Below are 17,916 nucleotides of genomic sequence, written 5' to 3' on the forward strand. Positions count from 1 at the left end.
CCCCTCAGTATAGTCGTCCGGAAGTATTCCGAACCGGTTATAATACAGAAAGCGGACTACTAATCCGCTTTCCCGTCTTGTATTTCGAATTATTACTACTTAAGATAGCATAAGCCATCCGGTCTGTCAAACTGGGAAGCCGGTTCTCCAGCCTGATACAAAAAGAAGCAGCATTTTTACTCTGCTGCCTCTTTATTTTCCATATGATGTTTCGGAAATTCCATAATGATCTCGGTTCCCTGTCCCGGCTCACTCTTAAGCCACAGCCTGCCGTTCAGAGTTTTTACCCCGTGTTTTACAATAGAAAGGCCAAGACCGGTTCCTCCGATTTCCTTGGAGTGACTTTTATCCACCCGGTAAAAACGCTCAAAGATGCGTTCCTGATCTTCTTTCGGAATACCGATTCCCGTATCCCGCACATTTACACGAACTACGTCTCCTTCATCCTTCAGCCGTACAAAAACTTCTCCACCCTGATGGTTATATTTGATAGCATTATCACAGACATTGTAGAGAACTTCTTCCATAATCGTCGGCACGGTTTCCAACACGGTACTTCCACCTTCCATATACATATGCACTTCCTGCTTCCCGGCAGCTTCATGTAAGGTGGAAAAAATATCGTGAACCATACTGTAAAGATCCAGTTCTTCCCACTGATAGGGAAGGCCGCCTTCATCCAGACGGGAGATCCGGATCACATCTCCAACCAGACGGATCAGTCTCTGCGCCTCTTTATAGATACGCCCTGCAAAAACTTTCACATCTTCATCCTTCACAAATCCGTCCTGCATGATCTCTGCAAAGCCGGAAATAGAAGTCAGCGGTGTTTTCAGCTCGTGGGAAACATTGGCGGAAAATTCTCTGCGCAGCTGTTCCCGTTCTACTTTTTCAGTTACGTCCACCAGAAGAATTACCGCACCTTCTGTCTTGTTTTCTCTTGTGACAGGGTTGGCGATCACCTGGATATCACTGCCGTCCAGACGAAGGATCTTGTTCTCATGCTTTCCTTCAAGGACCTGCCCAACGACACCTCGAAACTCCTCCGAGCGGTTCAGAAGATATACGCTTTCTCCCGTTTTGACTTCTTTTACCTTAAGGAGCCTTCCCACACTGGAGTTAACGGAAAGCACCATGGTGTAACGGTCGATCACAAGAAGACCTTCCTGCATGTTCTCCGTAATAATGGAAAACTCTTTCTGCTGCCTTCTGGCTGCCTCAAGCTGCAGACGGATCTGACGGTTCTGGCGGTAGATTTTGCTGATAAGAGGTTCCACCTCTTCATACACATTGATCTCCTCCGGATGTTCCAGATCCAGGTTGTTGAGAGGTTCCACCACCCTGCCGGAAAGTCTGGAGGCAAATACCGCAGAAAGAACAAGGATCAGAAACAGCACGCCCAAAAGGGATGGTACCAGCTGCCAGACAAGTGCAAGCGCCGAGTCCTGAGTGCCGGAAACACGAAGGACATTTCCATTGTCCAGACGTATCGCATAATATATGGTCTTTTCGGAAAGTGTAGAAGACATTCTCTCATCTTCCCCCTCTCCGTTAAGCTCTGCCTCACGGATTTCTTTTCTGTGGCCATGATTTCCCATACTTTCCACATCAGCTTCATTATCATAGAGGACTTTTCCACTTTCATCCACATAGGTGACTCTGGAATCTATGTTATTCAGCTGTTCCAGATAATCTGTCCCTGCCGCTTCTACTCCTCTGGAAATATAAACCGCTTCTTTTTTCAGCTCATTCATCAGCTGATGCTGGAAGGAATGAGAAAGGATTCCAATGACAAATGCCAGTCCCAGCACGGTAACCATGGATGAGACCAGCATAATATACTTAAATATTTTTTTACTCAAAATAATCATTCTCCGGTAAGATAATTGTCCGTGTGACTGGCACTGCTTCTGTGGACTCCGGTAATGGAGTATTCTACCCATTCCGCAATGTTTACTGCGTGATCGCCGATACGTTCAAAATACTTCGCAGCCATGAGAATGTCAAGCCCTAATCTTGCATCCGGGCTTCCGCTGCTTAAGATTTCAACCAGTTTTTCTTTAATCTCATTAAACGCATTATCTACCTTGTCATCATCATCAATCACCTGTCTGCAGAGTTCCAGATCACCCTTTACAAAAGCATCAATGCTTTCTGTCACCATGCGGACTGTATCCTCAGCCATCTTCCGGATGTTGATGCTGTTTCCGGTAACTGCTTTGTCCTCGATATGTTTGGACAGATCCGCAATATCTGCTGCCTGATCACCGATACGTTCCATATCGGAGATCATCTTCAGTGCTGCGGAAATGGATCTCAGGTCTCCGGCTACCGGATGCTCATGAAGAAGAAGCTTCATGCAGAGATTTTCGATCTCTCTTTCCTGTGCATCGATCTCTTTTTCCGTCTCAAAGATCTTGCCAATGAGAGTCATCCCGCCTTCACCCTGAATAGCTTTGGCAGAAAGTGAAATTGCTTTTTCGCAGAGACTTCCCATGGTGATCAGTTCCACGTGAAGCTCTTCCAGCTGTCTTACAAAACGTTCTGACATAATATCAACCAAACCTTCCTGTAATATAATCCTCGGTACGCTTGTCCGCCGGCATGGAGAACAGCTTGTCGGTATCCGCAAATTCCACAACCTCACCCAGAAGGAAGAATGCTGTTTTGTCGGAAATACGGGTTGCCTGCTGCATATTATGTGTGACCATGACGATCGTATAGTCTTTTTTCAGCTCTACTGCCAGATCCTCAATCTTGGATGTGGAGATCGGGTCCAGAGCAGATGTGGGCTCATCCATCAGAAGTACTTCCGGCTGTACGGCAAGGGCGCGGGCAATACAGAGACGCTGCTGCTGTCCGCCGGACATACCAAGAGCACTTTTTTTCAGACGGTCCTTCACCTCATCCCAGATAGCTGCGTCGCGGAGAGATTTTTCCACAATGTCATCCAGTTTCGCTTTGGAACGGATGCCATGGGTTCTTGGTCCGTATGCGATATTATCATAAATGCTCATCGGGAACGGATTGGGCTTCTGGAATACCATACCTACACGTTTGCGGAGAAGGTTCACATCCATGTTTCCGTAGATGTCTTCGCCGTCAAGCTCTACTTTTCCTGTGATGGTACATCCCTCTACAAGATCGTTCATACGGTTGAGGGATTTCAGAAGTGTGGATTTACCACAACCGCTGGGCCCGATAAAAGCTGTGATCTCTTTTTCCGGGATCTCCATATTGATGCCTTTCAGTGCATGAAAGTTTCCGTAATGAAGATTCATATTATCTATCAGAATTTTTGTTTTTTCACTCATGATCAGTTCATTATCCTTTCGCTATTTTTCTGGCTACCAGACCGGACAGGCCATTGATAACAAGTACAAAAGCCAGAATGACTACGGCTGTTGCAGATGCCTGGTTTACATGAAGTCCCTCGCTGGAAAGCACATACATGTGAAGTGCCAGGGTACGTCCGGAACCCATCAGGCTGTTTGGAACTGCCGCAACGGTACCGGAAGTATAAAGAAGTGCTGCTGTCTCACCTACCACACGTCCGATGGCAAGGATCACACCTGCCAGGATCCCGGGAACTGCGGAAGGAAGTACAATGGTAAAGATCGTACGGAGTTTTCCTGCTCCAAGTCCGAAACTTGCTTCACGGTAAGAATCCGGAACTGCTTTCAGCGCTTCCTCAGAAGTACGCATGATCAGTGGAAGTACCATAATTACCATAGTCAGCGCACCGGAAAGAAGGGACATGCCCCAGTGTAATGCGGTTACAAAGAACAGCATACCGAACAGACCATATACGATAGATGGAATACCGGAAAGTGTTTCTGCGGTGATACGGATCAGTTTTACAAAACGGCTGCCTTTTTTTGCATATTCTACAAGGAAGATTGCTGCAAAAATTCCAATCGGTGCCGCAATAGCCAGAGATACCAGTGTCATGATCAGGGTATTGATCAGGGACGGGAGAAGGGAAAGGTTCTCTGAGGTATAGGTAAAACTGAACAAGCTTGCGTTCAGGTAAGGGATACCTTTTACCAGCACATAGCCGATCAGGAAAAACAGCAGTGCAAAGGTAAGTACTGCGCCAAGTAATGTGAGAAATGCCAGGATTCCTGCGCCAGGATGTCTGGTGTAGGATTTCAGCTGGTCTCCCAGGGAAATTGTATTTCTTTTCTTCATAATAGTTTCTGCCGCAGGATCTGCGGCTACAGATACGTTAGTTTGCATGTTCCGCCCTCCTGTTCAGCAGTGAAAGACTTAAGTTGATGATGAGAATAAATACAAAGAGCACAACTCCTGTAGCGATCAGTGCTTCTCTGTGAAGGCCTGATGCATATCCCATCTCTGTTACGATGTTTGCAGTCATGGTACGGACACCCTGGAGAAGTCCTTTTGGCATACGTGGCTGGTTTCCGGCTACCATGATTACCGCCATGGTCTCACCGATGGCACGTCCGATTCCAAGGACAACGCCTGCCAGGATTCCGGATTTTGCCGCGGGAAGCATAACAAAGAAAATACTTCTTTCTTTTGTTGCACCAAGTGCCAGAGAGCCTTCATAATAGCTTTCCGGAACGCTTCGTACTGCGGACTCTGTAACTCCGATGATGGTTGGAAGGATCATGATTCCCAGAAGGATACATGCTGCCAGCATACTGCTTCCGGTTCCTCCGAACAGCTGGCGGATCAGTGGTACCAGGAGAACCAGGCCAAAATAACCATATACGATAGATGGAACACCTGCCATCAGTTCAATACCGGATTTCAGTGGTTTGTAGATTTTTTTCGGGCAATATCTTGCCATAAATACGGATGTAAAAAGTGCGATCGGCACTCCGATAAGGATTGCTCCTGCTGTTACATAAATACTTGCCACGATCATTGGCAGGATTCCGAATTTATCGTTTGTTGGTCTCCATTCCGTTCCGAAGAGGAATTTTAAGGGACCGATCTTTCCCATTGCAGGAAGACCGTTTGCAAAAAGGAACACGCAGATAAGAAATACTGCAAGAACTGATGCACAGGCTGCAATGAGGAAAACGACCTTCATGGCCTTTTCTCCTAAATGATTCATAAGACACCTTTCTCTCTGTTCCAGTGGATATCCACTGTGCTGATATATAACGGAGCGGCTTTCCTGACCTTGTCATGATCGCCGCTCTCTGTAAGATACTTCAATCGTTTTTTGCCCGGGAATTTATTTGGTCACGTCTTCCCAGTCTGTGATATCACCTGTGAAGATGGATTTTACCTGATCGCTTGAGAGCTCCTCAAGGTCATTGTCGTTGTTTACGATCACTGCGATACCATCTCTTGCGATCTCTGTAGCCTTGACGCCTTTTGCTGTCTCTTCGTCTTTCAGATCACGGGATGCCATTCCGATATCACATACACCCTCTGTTGCGCTGTTGATTCCTGTTGTGGAGTCGCTGACCTGAACCTCAACGGTGATGTCTTTGTTTGTTTTCTGATATGCTTCTGCAAGTTTCTCCATTACAGGGCCTACAGAAGAAGATCCCATAACTACTACTTTACCTTTTGCATCGCCGGCTTTGTATGCTTCTGCCTTGTCATCAGCTTTGATATAACCTTCTTTTTCGATGATGTCCTGTCCGTCAGAGCTCATGATGTAGTTGATGAAATCCTGTGCTGCATCGCTGAGCTTGTCGCCAGTTACGATGTTGAACGGACGTGCTACCTTGTATGTATCGTCTGCAACGTTCTCTGCAGTTGCCTCTGCTCCGTCGATCTTTACTGCTTTTACTGTGTCATTGAGGGAACCAAGAGATACATATCCGATGGAGTTCTCATCGCCTGCTACTGTGGTAAGCATTACATCTGTGTTGTTTGTGATGCTTGCTTCCTGTGTTGTCATATCTACTTTCTCGCCGTCTTTTTCTTCTTCAATTCCGAACAGCTCTACGAATGCTCCTCGTGTTCCGGAACCATCCTCACGGGAAATTACATCGATTGCTCCGGACGGTGCTGCCATTGCAACGGTTCCCATTACTGTTGTTCCGATCAGTGCTGCTGTTAAGATACCTGCGATTCTTTTTTTCATGATTTTTTTCTCCTCGTTTCTATGATCATTTTTGTTTGCTTACTGCTTAAGTACAGGTGTTATTATAGGAACGGAAGGTAAAATATAAAATCGCGGTTTTGTAAAATATTGGTAAAGAAATAAAAAGAAGCGGATATATGTAATAAAAAAAGCTGCTCGCGCAGCTTTTTTTATATCACGTATTCATCCGCCTTCACGGCCTGCCAGTTCATCAGGTCTTCCAGCGTTATATTGTCTACCACACCTTTGATAGCATCGTCCAGTTTTTTCCAGAGGATCTGTGTAACACAGTTTTCCTCCCGTTCGCAGATGGCCCCGTTGTCGTCCAGACATTCCACAGGGGAAAGACTTCCTTCTGTGAGGCGGAGAATCATGCCGATGGTGTATTTATCCGGTGTCTGCTGCAGTGCATAGCCGCCCTGAGGGCCGCGGACGCTGCGAACAAAACCAGCTTTGTTCAGGATGGAAATGATCTGCTCCAGATATTTGTCGGAGATCTCCTGGCGTTTGGCTACGTCCTTCAGACGGATAGGCTTGCCTGTATAGTTTGTGGCAAGATCCAGCATCAGTCTCACCGCATATCTTCCTCTTGTAGAAATCCTCATGTAATATTTACCTCCAATACTTCAATTCTTATCTTTGTAAACTTTATTCTGTATATTCTTAATAGGTTTTATTCGTTTTCTTTATTATACCCGAAAAAACTACGGGATACAATGGAATTAAGAACAAAACCGGCGCTCCGGCAGCCTGCTTGGACAGGCATTCAGGAGCGCCGTAAATAATTCCGCAGAAGTACGCTTCGGGGCAAAAGAAGCGGTCTTCGGATCAATTATTTTGTAAACAGTGGTGTGGAGTAGTAACGGTCTCCGCTGTCCGGAAGAAGTGCTACGATCACTTTACCCTTGTTCTCCGGGCGTTTTGCAAGCTGGATTGCCGCATAAAGAGCAGCACCGGAAGAAATTCCTGTAAGGATTCCCTCTTTCTTGGTGAGGAGTTTGGATGTCTCAAATGCATCCTCGTTCTCTACCGGGATAATCTCGTCATAAACCTTGGTGTCAAGTGTGTCCGGAACAAATCCTGCGCCGATACCCTGAATCTTATGCGGGCCTGCTTTTCCCTCGGAAAGTACAGGAGATGTTGCAGGCTCAACAGCTACTACTTTCACGTTCGGATTCTGGCTCTTCAGATACTCACCTGTACCTGTGATTGTTCCGCCTGTACCAACACCAGCTACGAAGATATCTACCTTTCCGTCTGTATCGTTCCAGATCTCCGGACCTGTAGTTGCTGCATGTGCCTTCGGGTTGGCCGGGTTCTCAAACTGTCCTGGGATAAAGCTTCCCGGGATCTCTTTGGCAAGTTCTTCTGCCTTGGCAATGGCACCTTTCATTCCTTTAGCTCCATCTGTCAGAACTACCTCTGCGCCGTATGCTTTCAGGATGTTTCTTCTCTCAACACTCATGGTTTCCGGCATGGTGAGGATTGTCTTATATCCCTTGGCAGCTGCGATAGCTGCAAGTCCGATTCCTGTGTTACCGGATGTTGGCTCGATGATGGTTGCGCCTGGTTTCAGAACGCCTTTCTGCTCTGCATCCTCGATCATTGCCTTACCGATTCTGTCCTTAACGCTTCCTGCCGGGTTAAAATACTCGAGCTTGGCAAGAATGGTAGCCTCAAGTCCCTCAGACTTCTCTACGTTCTTAACCTCTACAAGCGGTGTGTTTCCGATCAGTTCCAGTGCGCTTCCGTAAATTTTACCCATGGTGATATCCTCCTTAATTCCCTATCTCTATTTCCCTATTTCCTAGTAACTATATATGTTTTCTGTGATTTGATTGAATTATATCATAGTACAGGGATTTGTCAATACATTTCAGATAAAAAAACGCAGGAATTTTTCTCCAGAAAAATCCTGCGTTTCGTACTGTTTCATTTATTCTGTTTTTGTAATTTTCCCAAGCAGACGCATCATCTCATCCACGTCCAGCGGCTTCGCCAGAAAGCCATCCATCCCTGCTTCCTGTGCCTTTCGTCTGTCTTCATCATAGGCATTGGCAGTCATGGCAATGATCGGGATCTCAGCTCTCGAATCGTCCAAATCCCGGATCCTCTGTGTTGCCGTGTAACCATCCATATTTGGCATCTGGACATCCATCAGGATCACGTCATAATATTTCTCCGGCATTTTTTTCAGTTCTTCAATACACTGAAGGCCATCTTCCACCCGTTTCACTTCTATTCCTGCTTCGACCAGAACAGTCTCCGCAATTTCCGCATTCAGGTCATTATCCTCCGCAAGAAGAATCCGTTTTCCTTTCAGCTTCTCTGTAATATCCGGAATATTCTGTTTCTCTTTTTCCCGAACCTGATTTTCTGAACTGACAGGAAAAGAAAATTTCATAATAAAGCGGGTGCCTTTTCCCTCTTCACTTTCTACTTCGATGGTTCCTCCCATCCGGTATGTGGAATAATCTCAAAATACCAGGTGTCATTTGGAACCTTACAGCTGATCTGTACAGCCCCTTTGTGAATCGCATCTCCACCCTGGGCAATGATCGTTTTCTTTCCGGAATTTCCGTCTTTTTTCCACATCTGGTAACAATAAGAAGCATCGGTAAGTTTATCCAGTTCCAGTTCTTCTATAAATCTGTTCCAGTCAAGTACCAGAATTGAGAATCCCCAGAAGGATTTTTTTCCGGATTTATCTGTAGTATAAATCGGTTCAAACAACAGTGAGCCAAAGCCTCCCTGATTCAGCTCATAGGAACCGGCTATGGTATACTCACCGCTTTTCATTGCCAGATTCGCTTCATATTTACGGGCCGGATTATTCAGCATATCAATTCCAAAAGCTGCCTCATTTCCTTTCAGAGGATAAATATCCTTAACTACTCCGTCCGGTGCCTGTTCAATAGCTTTTATAATTTGAGAATCATCGGAGATCATCTGCGACAGAGCCTGAAATTCTTTGCTGTCCATCTGATGTCAGGGTCCAATTATATTCTGAAAGAATTCTGAAACATCAAGATATCGGTTAAGCTGTGATTTTATCCGGTTCACGGTTGTTTCCGCTGTAAAAGCAGCTCGCATTTTCTCTTCATTTACAGTATTCCTGTTGAGCAGCTGTCCACAGACGGATACTATAAAGAAGGAAATGATCCCTACGACCAGACAGTAAATCCTGATCTGTTTTGAAGTATTATCTTTTTTTATCATTTGATTTTTTTAACCTTCTCCTGCTCAGTGTAACGTTATGTCAAATGTATATTTTACCATCCTGCTATTTTATTTACAACAAAAAGAATCTCCCAAACAGCAGTGTTTTTGTCCGCTGCTGTTCAGAAGATTTCTTTTTACTGGATTATTCTTTTATTATCTGGCGGATTCGGTTAATGTAATATCTCCGTCACTGCTGTTCACATTTAAAGTCGGTGCGGAAGCGCCCACTTTGTTCTCATAAACCGAGAGGTCTTCCTCATTGCTGGATTTTCCCCGGGAAAGATCTTTAGTATCCACATCCCCGTCTGTGGTTTTCAGATAAATGTTGGTTTTATCCACGCTGCCATTTTTCATTTGTATGGAAACATCTCCGTTGGAGTTAGTGATTTCCATATCTCCGTTAAAACTGCTGTTGCCCATCTGAAGCTCACCATCATCAAGAGAAATCTGGCCGTCTGTAAGATCTGCTTTTTTTATGCTCACATCCCCGTTTTCAGATTTCAGCTGCATGTTATCCGTGCATTGCAGCTCTTTTACATCCAGATCTCCGTCGCCAAGCTTTGCCTCAAATTTTTCAAACACGCCTTTGTCCAGCATCAGATCTCCATCGGAAAGTTGCGCTGTCATTTTTTCACATAAAAGCTGATCGGCAGTAAAATCTCCGTCCGAAAGCTGAATCTCAGCTTCCAGAAGCTGCGCTTTCTCCGGCACATAGAGAATCACTGTATTTACCGCATCTTCTTTCCGGGTCTGCTCTATATGTGTCCGAAAGACTCCCAGATCATATGTTATAAAATAACCTCCCGTTCCTCCTTCGGACTCCTTAAGTGTAAGTTCTCCGTCTTTATCCTCCCAGGTCAGGGGATCTTTCTTTCCGTTTTTCTCAAGTTTATATTCCATATAATAATGGTCATCATCCGAAGTCCGGATATCCAGGTCAAGATCCTCAAAATCTACATTCAGTTTTGTAAAATCATCGATCTGTTCTTTTTTCATAACTGCAAGGTTTTTATGAGCAGAAGAATTTCCTCCGGATACATACACATGATCTGAAGCATATGTGAAATCTTTTCCCCCGGCAAAATATCCTGCTGTAGAAAGAACGACTCCCACCACACAGAGCGCTGTGCCTGTCATCAATGCTGTTTTTGCGATCTTATTCATTTCTTTGCACCTTCTTTCTTACAAATCGGTTTACCAGACGTCCGATTCCTGTTGCGCACCATTTACAGATATATACGGTAAGCACGCCGATCAGAATTCCGGATCCAGCCATGAGAAATCCGCCGCCAACCATCATGCAGGCTGCTGCCACAGATTTAAAGATCAGAGTCGCACCGAAACCTGCGAGCATGATACCGCCTGCTACAGTTGCAGCGCAGGTAACACCCAGGGAAAAAATCACGGCTGCGATCACAACTACTACGGCAAACAATACTGCCAGCGCACTGAACATAAGTGCCAGACTTACCGGTGACGCACAGAGGACAAGAATTGCAAGGAGGATGATCTTACCCGGAGAACGTTTCTTCTTTGTAGAATCACTGGTTGAAGCAGCTGTATTTTGTCCTGCTGCACTCCGTCGGTTGCCGGAACCTTCTGCCGGCAGTTCCGTCTCTTTTTCTCCGGTACTGTCTTTCCCCTCACCAACACTCTCCTGCAGAAGATTCAGAAGCAGTTCCCTGGCTGCTTCCTTCGGCTCGCCAAGTTCCTCCATTACCTGCTGCTCATTCTCCGGGCCTGCCTCATCGAAGTATTCCGAAAAATACTCAATGGCATTCTCATAATCTTCTTTCGGAAGCCGCTTCAGATATTTCCTGAGCTGCTCCATATACTCTTTCCTCGTCATTTTCGAAGTCTCCCTTCCACAATATCATCTATGGTATCGCGGTATTCTCTCCACTCTTTCCTCAGATATTCCAGATGACTGCGTCCTTCCTCTGTGATGGAATAATACTTGCGCTTCCTTCCCTGGAATTCCTCGGAATAAGTTGTCAGATATCCGCCTGTCTCCAGCTTCCTCAAAATAGGATACAAAGTTGATTCCTTAATCGATGCTACCATCTTCACAGTCTGGCTGATCTCATATCCGTAGGAATCCTGCTGTTCCACAACAGAGAGGATCAGGCATTCCGTCAGCACAGCTGACACCGGATAGTAATACATACGCTCACCCCTTTATGTAATTATTCTATATATAAAGTTTTTATATATAATTATTTTACATATATAGTATCATACTTTTCTCTTTTGTCAAGGCGAATTTCGCAATTGCTTTTTCCGAAGTCCTTCTTTATAATGTTTTACAAATACAAACTATTTCCCCAGAAAGGACATGATCTTATGGAAAAAAAGCCCCATCTGATGGCGATCGTCCTGTTTCTGACGGGTCTTATCTGTATTGGACTGCTTTTTGGCTTAAGTTACAAAACCTATCAGAAAATTGATGCCGCAGACCAGAAAATGACTTCCGTCATCGAACCGGTCAAAACGAAGCAGAAAGCCATGAAAGAAGATATTGACCTTTATACAGCCAAGATCGAAAAGAAACAGGCAGCCGACAAATATCTGCAGCAACGCTCCCAGACTGAACAGGCAGTAAAGAACAACACCGGCGAACACGAACGCGCACCGGAATCCGAAAACAGCCAGAAAAGTTCCAAACCTTCTGTTTTCAGTGAAGCCGGTGGTGAGGGATTCTCTGACGGAGGCAGCGATACCACTGCTTCTGCTGCAAATGGTCACATCGTAGGAATTGATCCTGGACATCAGGGTGAAAACGTTGATATGAGTGCCACCGAACCAAATGGTCCCGGTTCCTCCACCATGAAGGCAAAAGCTTCTACCGGAACCAGAGGTTCCTACAGCGGCCTTCCGGAATATCAGCTGAACCTGGATGTATCCCTTCTTCTGAAAAATATTCTGGAACAGCGTGGATACCAGGTAGTAATGACAAGAACTGATAATGACACTGCCATCAGCAATAAGGAACGTGCAGAGCTGGTTGCTTCCCAGGGTGCGGAAATCTGCGTACGTATTCATGCAAACGGTGATGATTCTTCTTCTGTTTCCGGAGCTCTTACCATGTGCCCGTCCCAGCAGAATCCTTATGTTTCCAGTCTCTATGACAGTTCCAACCGGCTTTCCCAGTGCATTGTTGATTCCTACTGTGCAGCTACCGGTTTTCAGAACCGTGGAATTATCTACACAGATACCATGACAGGTATCAACTGGAGTACCATACCGGTTACCATTGTGGAAATGGGATTTATGACCAATCAGAACGATGATCTGAAGATGGCAGATTCTTCCTTCCAGCAGACAATGGCAGAAGGAATCGCCAATGGAATTGATGCTTATTTTCAGTAAAAAGGAGTAACTTTTATGAAAAAAAATGTTTTCTTATATATTGTGATTGCAGTCCTTGCCGTTGCTCTGGCAGGACTTGGCGCACTGAATGTCCGATCCCTGGACAAACTTGCATCCCTTCAGTCCAAGGTCAATGAACTGCAGAAAAGTGTACAGGAAGTTTCGGATTCTGCTGCAGAATTAAGCACCAAGGCAGACCAGCTGGATGCCCTCTACCCGGATGACCCTACTGTTGCCAGCGCCGCTGCTGCCGCAGGCGTACAGTCTGATTCTCAGAATTCCGGAGAAGTTGCAGGTCCGTCCGCATCCTCTGACAGTCAGGACAGCTCTTCTTCTCAGGAAGAGGGAACTCTTTCTCCTTCCAGTGGAAGCAGCACTTTTACAGATAATTCTGATTCCAGCATGGACAATCTTCTGAATCAGGTACAGTCCCTTCTTCCTTCCGGCAACGGTACCTGGTCTGTATACGTATGTAACCTTGCCAAAAATACCGAAGGTTCCATCAATGACCAGCAGATGCAGGCTGCCAGCCTGATCAAGCTCTATATCATGGGCACTGTATACGAAGATTATGACAGTCTTTCCGCCACCTACGGAAAAGATAAACTGGATGACAATCTGAATTCCATGATTACAGTCAGCGACAATGATGCTGCCAATACCCTTGTCAATTATCTTGGCGGTGGTGATGACGCTGCCGGAATGGCCCGCGTCAACAAATTCTGCCAGGATCATGGATATACCAGTACTTCCATGGGACGTCTCCTTCTTGCAGACAACTCCAATGGAGATAATTACACCTCCGTAAAAGACTGTGGAAAATTCCTGAAAACCATTTATCAGATTGATAAAGGTACTTCCACCGATGACACGCTTGCAGGTGCGGAATATATGTATCATCTTCTGAAGATGCAGACAAGAACAAACAAAATCCCGGCACAGATGCCGGAGGGCGTAAAAGTTGCCAACAAAACCGGCGAACTTGACACCGTAGAAAATGATGCAGGTATCATCTACGATACAGCCAAAGGCATTGATCTGGTTGTCTGCTTTATGTCCCAGGATCTTAATGATACTGCCGCTGCCCAGAATAGCATTGCTCAGATCAGCCGTTCCATTTACGGTTATTACAACGAATAAAGCACAGACAAAAAAGGATGACGCGCCAGATACGCATCATCCTTTTTTTCAGCTTTTTTCTTCCCCTTCTTCGTAGGATTTCTCCCATATCTCGGAAAATACTGCCAACGGGCAGTCTGTCAGAAGACACATCAGAAGGAAACATTCATATGGATTTACTATGTAAATTTCACTCATTCCACAGCGGGCCAGAATCTCCTGGATTTCTTCCAGAAAATGACGATATCTGGTATATGGATCATCATCTGCCATCTCCTGGGAAATCACAAAAAATTCCAGCGTAATCAAATCAAAACGTTCCACCGGAAACTTGTGATTCAGGATATTATTGATTCTCTGACGGCTGAAACGCTTCTGACTGAAATGTTTTGCCAGAATGGAAGCGGACATTTTTTTCAGATTTCCCATCTTGTTAATGGGAATTCCGCTGCATATCACTTTCTCCAGATCGGAAGCACTGATATTTTCAGGTTTCCAGATTTTTTTACCGCCATTTTCCTCTTCATCTTCCTGATACATGGCTGCAATAATCTTTTTTGCACGCTCCACAAGAATCATAAACTCCTGAAAAGCCTGGCTCTTTTCAGATTTCGGATCATCGCATCTGCCTTTGAGAAATGCCAGATATTCCAGAAGTTTTTCCTCACTGTCCAGACAGAGCCCTGTACCATATACAACCTCACCGGTCTTTTTTTCCACAGGCGTCAGCTCTTTATAGGTTTCTCTGTATTCTTCCGCCTTATAGTAACCAAGATGGTTCCGGTAACAGTACCAGTAAATCACTTCTTCCGGATTATGAAAATCAAAATCCTGCTCCCGGAGCACCCTGGTCAGAAAGTCGGATACGTCCTCCGTACTCATTCGAAGTCCGAATCCCAGCAGAAAAACGGTTTCACGCTTCACAGACGCCTGTGTCAGCCAGTTGTTCACCAGCGAACTCAGTTTGGCCGAAGTCGGAGACATGGATTTTGGTGTATAAGTTTCCTTGAAAGATTCCACCACAATATCCCTGTAAACCTCCTGGGGTACCTGGGAAAAAGGCTCTTCCAGCTCTGCACGCTCGTAAACATATCGTTTCAGATAATCACCGAAAGAAACCAGTTCCATTTCTTTATAAAGATAATGAAAAATAACGTCCGCATCCTCATCCTCAAAAGAATCCAGACTGACAACCTGGCGGAACTTCTGTGCCGCCTTTCTTGTAAATTCAAAGTCCTTCACAGAATCGAAGGCAACTGTCTGTTCAAAATCAAGATCCTGCATTCGATTTCTCATCGTAAATTCTCCTTATCCCTTAAATTCCTCCCCGGCAGAATTGTCCAAACAGCAGTATGAACATCCTTTGCTGCAGATTTTCTACCGCCCGGTACTGTACCGTTCTGCCCATCGTTTGAGAGGATTCCTTTCTTCGTAGCCACTGATCTGTGCAAGAACCATGGTTACATTATCTCTGCCGCCTTTGGCCAGCGCCATTTCCAGCAGTTCCTCTACTTTCTCCTCTGCTGTACTGTTTTTCCCAAGGATTTCCCGGATCTCCTCATCAGAAAGCATATCCGTAACTCCATCCGAGCAGATCAGATAACTGCTTCCGGTCTGATATCCGATTTCCACAATAGACGGCTCCAGAGCCATATTTTCTTCCTGAAAGCCCAGATACTGTGTCAGAGGGGCTTTTCCCAGCATTTTCCCGCCAATGACATGGTCTGTGGATATCTGGCGGAGTTTTCCCTGAAAATGCCGGTAAATACGGCTGTCTCCAAGATTACAGGCATAAATAGCTTTTTCACTGAAAGACAGCAATGCCATGGTGGTGCCCATGCTGTTGATACAGTTTTCTCTGCTGTAACGACATACTGCTTCATTCATATTTTCGCAGGCTCCTGTCAGAAAAGCCACCGGTTCCTTTTTCAGGCTCCTGCGGTTTTCTTCGTAAAAACTGCCCAGTGCTTCCACCGCAGCGGAAGCCGCCATTTCTCCACAGCTTTCTCCACCCATGCCATCAAAAACAGCCAGAACGGGAAGCTGCCAATGCTGTGTATGACCTGCCAGGATTCCGTCAACTCCCTGGTTGTGCACCGGCAGGCGCACACCGCAGCACCAGAAATTATCCTCATTATTTACCCTCACCTTTCCGGTGTGGCATGTGTATGCATAATCAATCTGATAGGCCATTTTTTTTCCTTTCGTAAAAACCCTTTCGACATTACTGCTGAAGCTCCATTACCGAATTACTCCAGTATTTGTCTCCCAGTTCTACATATTCGTCGTTATCGCTCTCTTTATCATGAACCTTTCCATCCTTATCAATCCATCGGATCAAAAGGCCGTCCTGATAATAGAAATACTGTTTCTCGTCTCCGTCCCATACGTAAGTATAAAACATCTGCTCTCCCCAGTAAAAATATTCCTCATAAACACCATCTGCGGAGCTGTCCGGATATACAAGCACTTTGGCAATTTCTCCTGACCCATTATAAAAACGCAGGCGGTCCCCCTCTGTGCCTTCGCGTTTATAACTGTCCAGAGCATCCTCTATGGTTGTCGCATGTTCACGTATGGTTTCCATTGCCTGGGCAAAACTCTTATCCGAACTGTCTGCAGTCCCAAAATTTCCTTTATTCAGAGCATCCGAATCATCGGTATCTACATATGTATCTTTTCCACCATCTGCAGATTTCAGAACATTTCGTGCTACGAGGATTCCGCCGATCAGCACAATAAGTATAACAGCTGTAATGATAATCCTGGAAAAGCTCTTCCGCTTTTTTCTTTCAGAAACACTTCCGTCATACTCTGTTACAGGTTCTTCCCATTCCCGCAGATCCTGGTCACGGCTGTCTTCCAGATCGGTTATAGAAGTGACTTTTGGCTTTACCGCTCTGGATACTGGTTTTCCAGGTGCTGATTTCTGTGGACTCTGTACCACACTCTGCACTTTTGCCGTATTCTGCGCTGTATTTTTTGCCGTTTCTCCTGTGGAACGTTTCTCAGGCTGTACAGACACCTGCCCGGAATTTTTCCGTGCCTGACGGATCGCATCTGTATTCAGCTGACTTGTTCTGGCCAGCTGTTTGGCGGCACCTTCCTGAAGAAACTTCGGCATGGACTCCGGAACCGGCCTTTCCCCGGTGGTTTTCAGTTTTGAAGGAGTTGTACCCTCATACCGGATTCGCTCCAGCGCCTGCCTCAGTTCCTGCGGCGTCTGATATCGTTCCTTTTCCTCATAGGCACAGGCTTTTAAAATAACCGCGCCAAAAGCTTCTCCCGCATCTGCCGGCGCAGGCGGTGTTTCACCTGACATTCTCCTTGTCAGCGCATTTTCTTTATCTCTGTATGTGATCAGCTGTTTTTCCAGATTCAGAAACGGAAGTCTGTTATGATTCATCAGTTTATACAGCACCAGGCCAAGCGCATAGATATCCACTCTGCTGTCGTACTTTTCTCCCCTGTACATCTCCGGCGCCATATAGGAATAAGTCCCCTTTTTGGAAAGGGTACTCATGGTTTTTTCCAGTTCCCTGGCGATTCCAAAGTCTCCCAGCTTGAAATCTCCGAATCTGGATACAAAAATATTCTCAGGCTTGATATCCCTGTGAATAATGTGAAGCTGCCCGCAGTATTCCAGTGATTTACAAAGGTCTATGCCAAGCTTCATCACTTCTTTTTCTGTGAGATTTTTTCCCGCATAATATTCCATGAAGCTTGTGAGATATTCCATGCGGATAAAAATATCCCATCCGATCTCATCCAGATATTCCATCACCCTGTAATCTTCTACCGACACAATGTGGGAATTTCCTCTGAAATACTCCATGGTGCTTACTTCCTGAATACACTCTTCCACCAGATTTTCGAAATATCCACGGACGGATTTTTCATCACCGGATTCTGAGCGTACACTGTCCAGTTCCCCTTTACTGGCGGGGATTGTGATTATCTTAATTGCCGAGTAAAAAGAACGTCCCTTCTCAGTTCTCTGAGCTTTATATACTCTTCCAAAAGAGCCTTCCCCGATCTTACTTATGATCTTCCATTCCGGCCACGGGGAAATTGGCAGTTCCTTGTCCATCGCAATCCCTCCTCTCTCAGAAAATCCCTGCTTATAAACAGAA

The 17,916-nt window shown here is 45.5% G+C and carries 18 protein-coding genes; 2 read left to right on the top strand and 16 right to left on the bottom strand.

Features of this window, described 5'->3' with window-relative positions:
* Positions 1-176: 176 nt before the first annotated feature.
* The 13 genes from KQI39_RS09110 to KQI39_RS09170 all read right to left on the bottom strand — a co-directional run bounded on the left by KQI39_RS09110 (position 177) and on the right by KQI39_RS09170 (position 11,461).
* On the bottom strand, positions 177-1,862 hold the full coding sequence (locus KQI39_RS09110; RefSeq protein ID WP_330654019.1) for a sensor histidine kinase: 1,686 nt from the start codon (positions 1,860-1,862) through the stop codon (positions 177-179).
* Positions 1,863-1,867: 5 nt separating this feature from the next.
* On the bottom strand, positions 1,868-2,551 hold the full coding sequence (phoU, locus tag KQI39_RS09115; RefSeq protein ID WP_216417941.1) for a phosphate signaling complex protein PhoU: 684 nt from the start codon (positions 2,549-2,551) through the stop codon (positions 1,868-1,870).
* A 4-nt stretch (positions 2,552-2,555) separates the two neighbouring features.
* Entirely contained in the window at positions 2,556-3,314 is a 759-nt protein-coding gene (gene pstB / locus KQI39_RS09120; RefSeq protein ID WP_173762204.1) for a phosphate ABC transporter ATP-binding protein PstB, read from the bottom strand.
* 10 nt (positions 3,315-3,324) lie between these two features.
* Entirely contained in the window at positions 3,325-4,191 is an 867-nt protein-coding gene (gene pstA / locus KQI39_RS09125) for a phosphate ABC transporter permease PstA (protein ID WP_253293135.1), read from the bottom strand.
* A 37-nt stretch (positions 4,192-4,228) separates the two neighbouring features.
* Positions 4,229-5,086, bottom strand: a complete 858-nt coding sequence (pstC, locus tag KQI39_RS09130; RefSeq protein WP_118061759.1) for a phosphate ABC transporter permease subunit PstC — start codon at positions 5,084-5,086, stop codon at positions 4,229-4,231.
* Positions 5,087-5,209: 123 nt separating this feature from the next.
* The gene (locus KQI39_RS09135; RefSeq protein ID WP_216417946.1) at positions 5,210-6,073 is read right to left on the bottom strand and encodes a substrate-binding domain-containing protein; all 864 of its coding nucleotides are present in this window, start codon (positions 6,071-6,073) and stop codon (positions 5,210-5,212) included.
* Positions 6,074-6,243: 170 nt separating this feature from the next.
* On the bottom strand, positions 6,244-6,678 hold the full coding sequence (locus KQI39_RS09140) for an RrF2 family transcriptional regulator (protein ID WP_118609101.1): 435 nt from the start codon (positions 6,676-6,678) through the stop codon (positions 6,244-6,246).
* A 227-nt stretch (positions 6,679-6,905) separates the two neighbouring features.
* A complete protein-coding gene (gene cysK, locus KQI39_RS09145; RefSeq protein ID WP_216417948.1) occupies positions 6,906-7,838 on the bottom strand; it encodes a cysteine synthase A in 933 nt (310 codons plus the stop codon).
* Between the two features lie 171 nt (positions 7,839-8,009).
* Positions 8,010-8,477, bottom strand: a complete 468-nt coding sequence (locus KQI39_RS09150; RefSeq protein WP_216417950.1) for a response regulator — start codon at positions 8,475-8,477, stop codon at positions 8,010-8,012.
* Between the two features lie 32 nt (positions 8,478-8,509).
* Entirely contained in the window at positions 8,510-9,055 is a 546-nt protein-coding gene (locus KQI39_RS09155) for a CHASE domain-containing protein (RefSeq protein ID WP_216417952.1), read from the bottom strand.
* Positions 9,056-9,448: 393 nt separating this feature from the next.
* On the bottom strand, positions 9,449-10,459 hold the full coding sequence (locus KQI39_RS09160; RefSeq protein ID WP_216417954.1) for a DUF4097 family beta strand repeat-containing protein: 1,011 nt from the start codon (positions 10,457-10,459) through the stop codon (positions 9,449-9,451).
* A complete protein-coding gene (locus tag KQI39_RS09165; RefSeq protein ID WP_216417956.1) occupies positions 10,452-11,144 on the bottom strand; it encodes a DUF1700 domain-containing protein in 693 nt (230 codons plus the stop codon). Before KQI39_RS09165 ends, KQI39_RS09160 begins: the two co-directional genes overlap by 8 nt.
* Positions 11,141-11,461, bottom strand: coding sequence for a PadR family transcriptional regulator (locus KQI39_RS09170; RefSeq protein ID WP_118061753.1), 321 nt, complete (start codon positions 11,459-11,461; stop codon positions 11,141-11,143). The genes KQI39_RS09165 and KQI39_RS09170 overlap by 4 nt, the downstream gene beginning before the upstream one ends.
* A 177-nt stretch (positions 11,462-11,638) precedes the next feature.
* Between KQI39_RS09170 and KQI39_RS09175 the strand changes: the two genes are divergently transcribed.
* Together KQI39_RS09175 and KQI39_RS09180 are read left to right on the top strand one after the other, a co-directional pair.
* Entirely contained in the window at positions 11,639-12,664 is a 1,026-nt protein-coding gene (locus tag KQI39_RS09175; protein ID WP_253293132.1) for an N-acetylmuramoyl-L-alanine amidase family protein, read from the top strand.
* A 15-nt stretch (positions 12,665-12,679) separates the two neighbouring features.
* Positions 12,680-13,804 (top strand): serine hydrolase, encoded by a 1,125-nt coding sequence (locus tag KQI39_RS09180; protein ID WP_216417958.1) that lies wholly within the window; start codon positions 12,680-12,682, stop codon positions 13,802-13,804.
* A gap of 48 nt (positions 13,805-13,852) precedes the next feature.
* On the opposite strand, the gene KQI39_RS09185 is transcribed toward KQI39_RS09180, so the two are convergent.
* The 3 genes from KQI39_RS09185 to KQI39_RS09195 form a co-directional block, all read right to left on the bottom strand.
* Positions 13,853-15,079 carry a hypothetical protein gene (locus tag KQI39_RS09185; protein WP_173771891.1) on the bottom strand — a complete coding sequence of 409 codons (1,227 nt, stop codon included), beginning with the start codon at positions 15,077-15,079 and terminating at the stop codon, positions 13,853-13,855.
* A gap of 81 nt (positions 15,080-15,160) precedes the next feature.
* Complete coding sequence (locus KQI39_RS09190) at positions 15,161-15,976, bottom strand: PP2C family protein-serine/threonine phosphatase (RefSeq protein ID WP_173771889.1); 816 nt, start codon at positions 15,974-15,976, stop codon at positions 15,161-15,163.
* A gap of 31 nt (positions 15,977-16,007) precedes the next feature.
* Positions 16,008-17,873: a serine/threonine protein kinase gene (locus KQI39_RS09195; protein ID WP_216417960.1), complete on the bottom strand. Its 1,866-nt coding sequence runs from the start codon at positions 17,871-17,873 to the stop codon at positions 16,008-16,010.
* Between the last annotated feature and the right edge of the window lie 43 nt (positions 17,874-17,916).

The organism is Blautia sp. MSJ-36 (genome assembly GCF_018917985.1).
Taxonomy (GTDB): Bacteria; Bacillota; Clostridia; order Lachnospirales; family Lachnospiraceae; genus Blautia_A.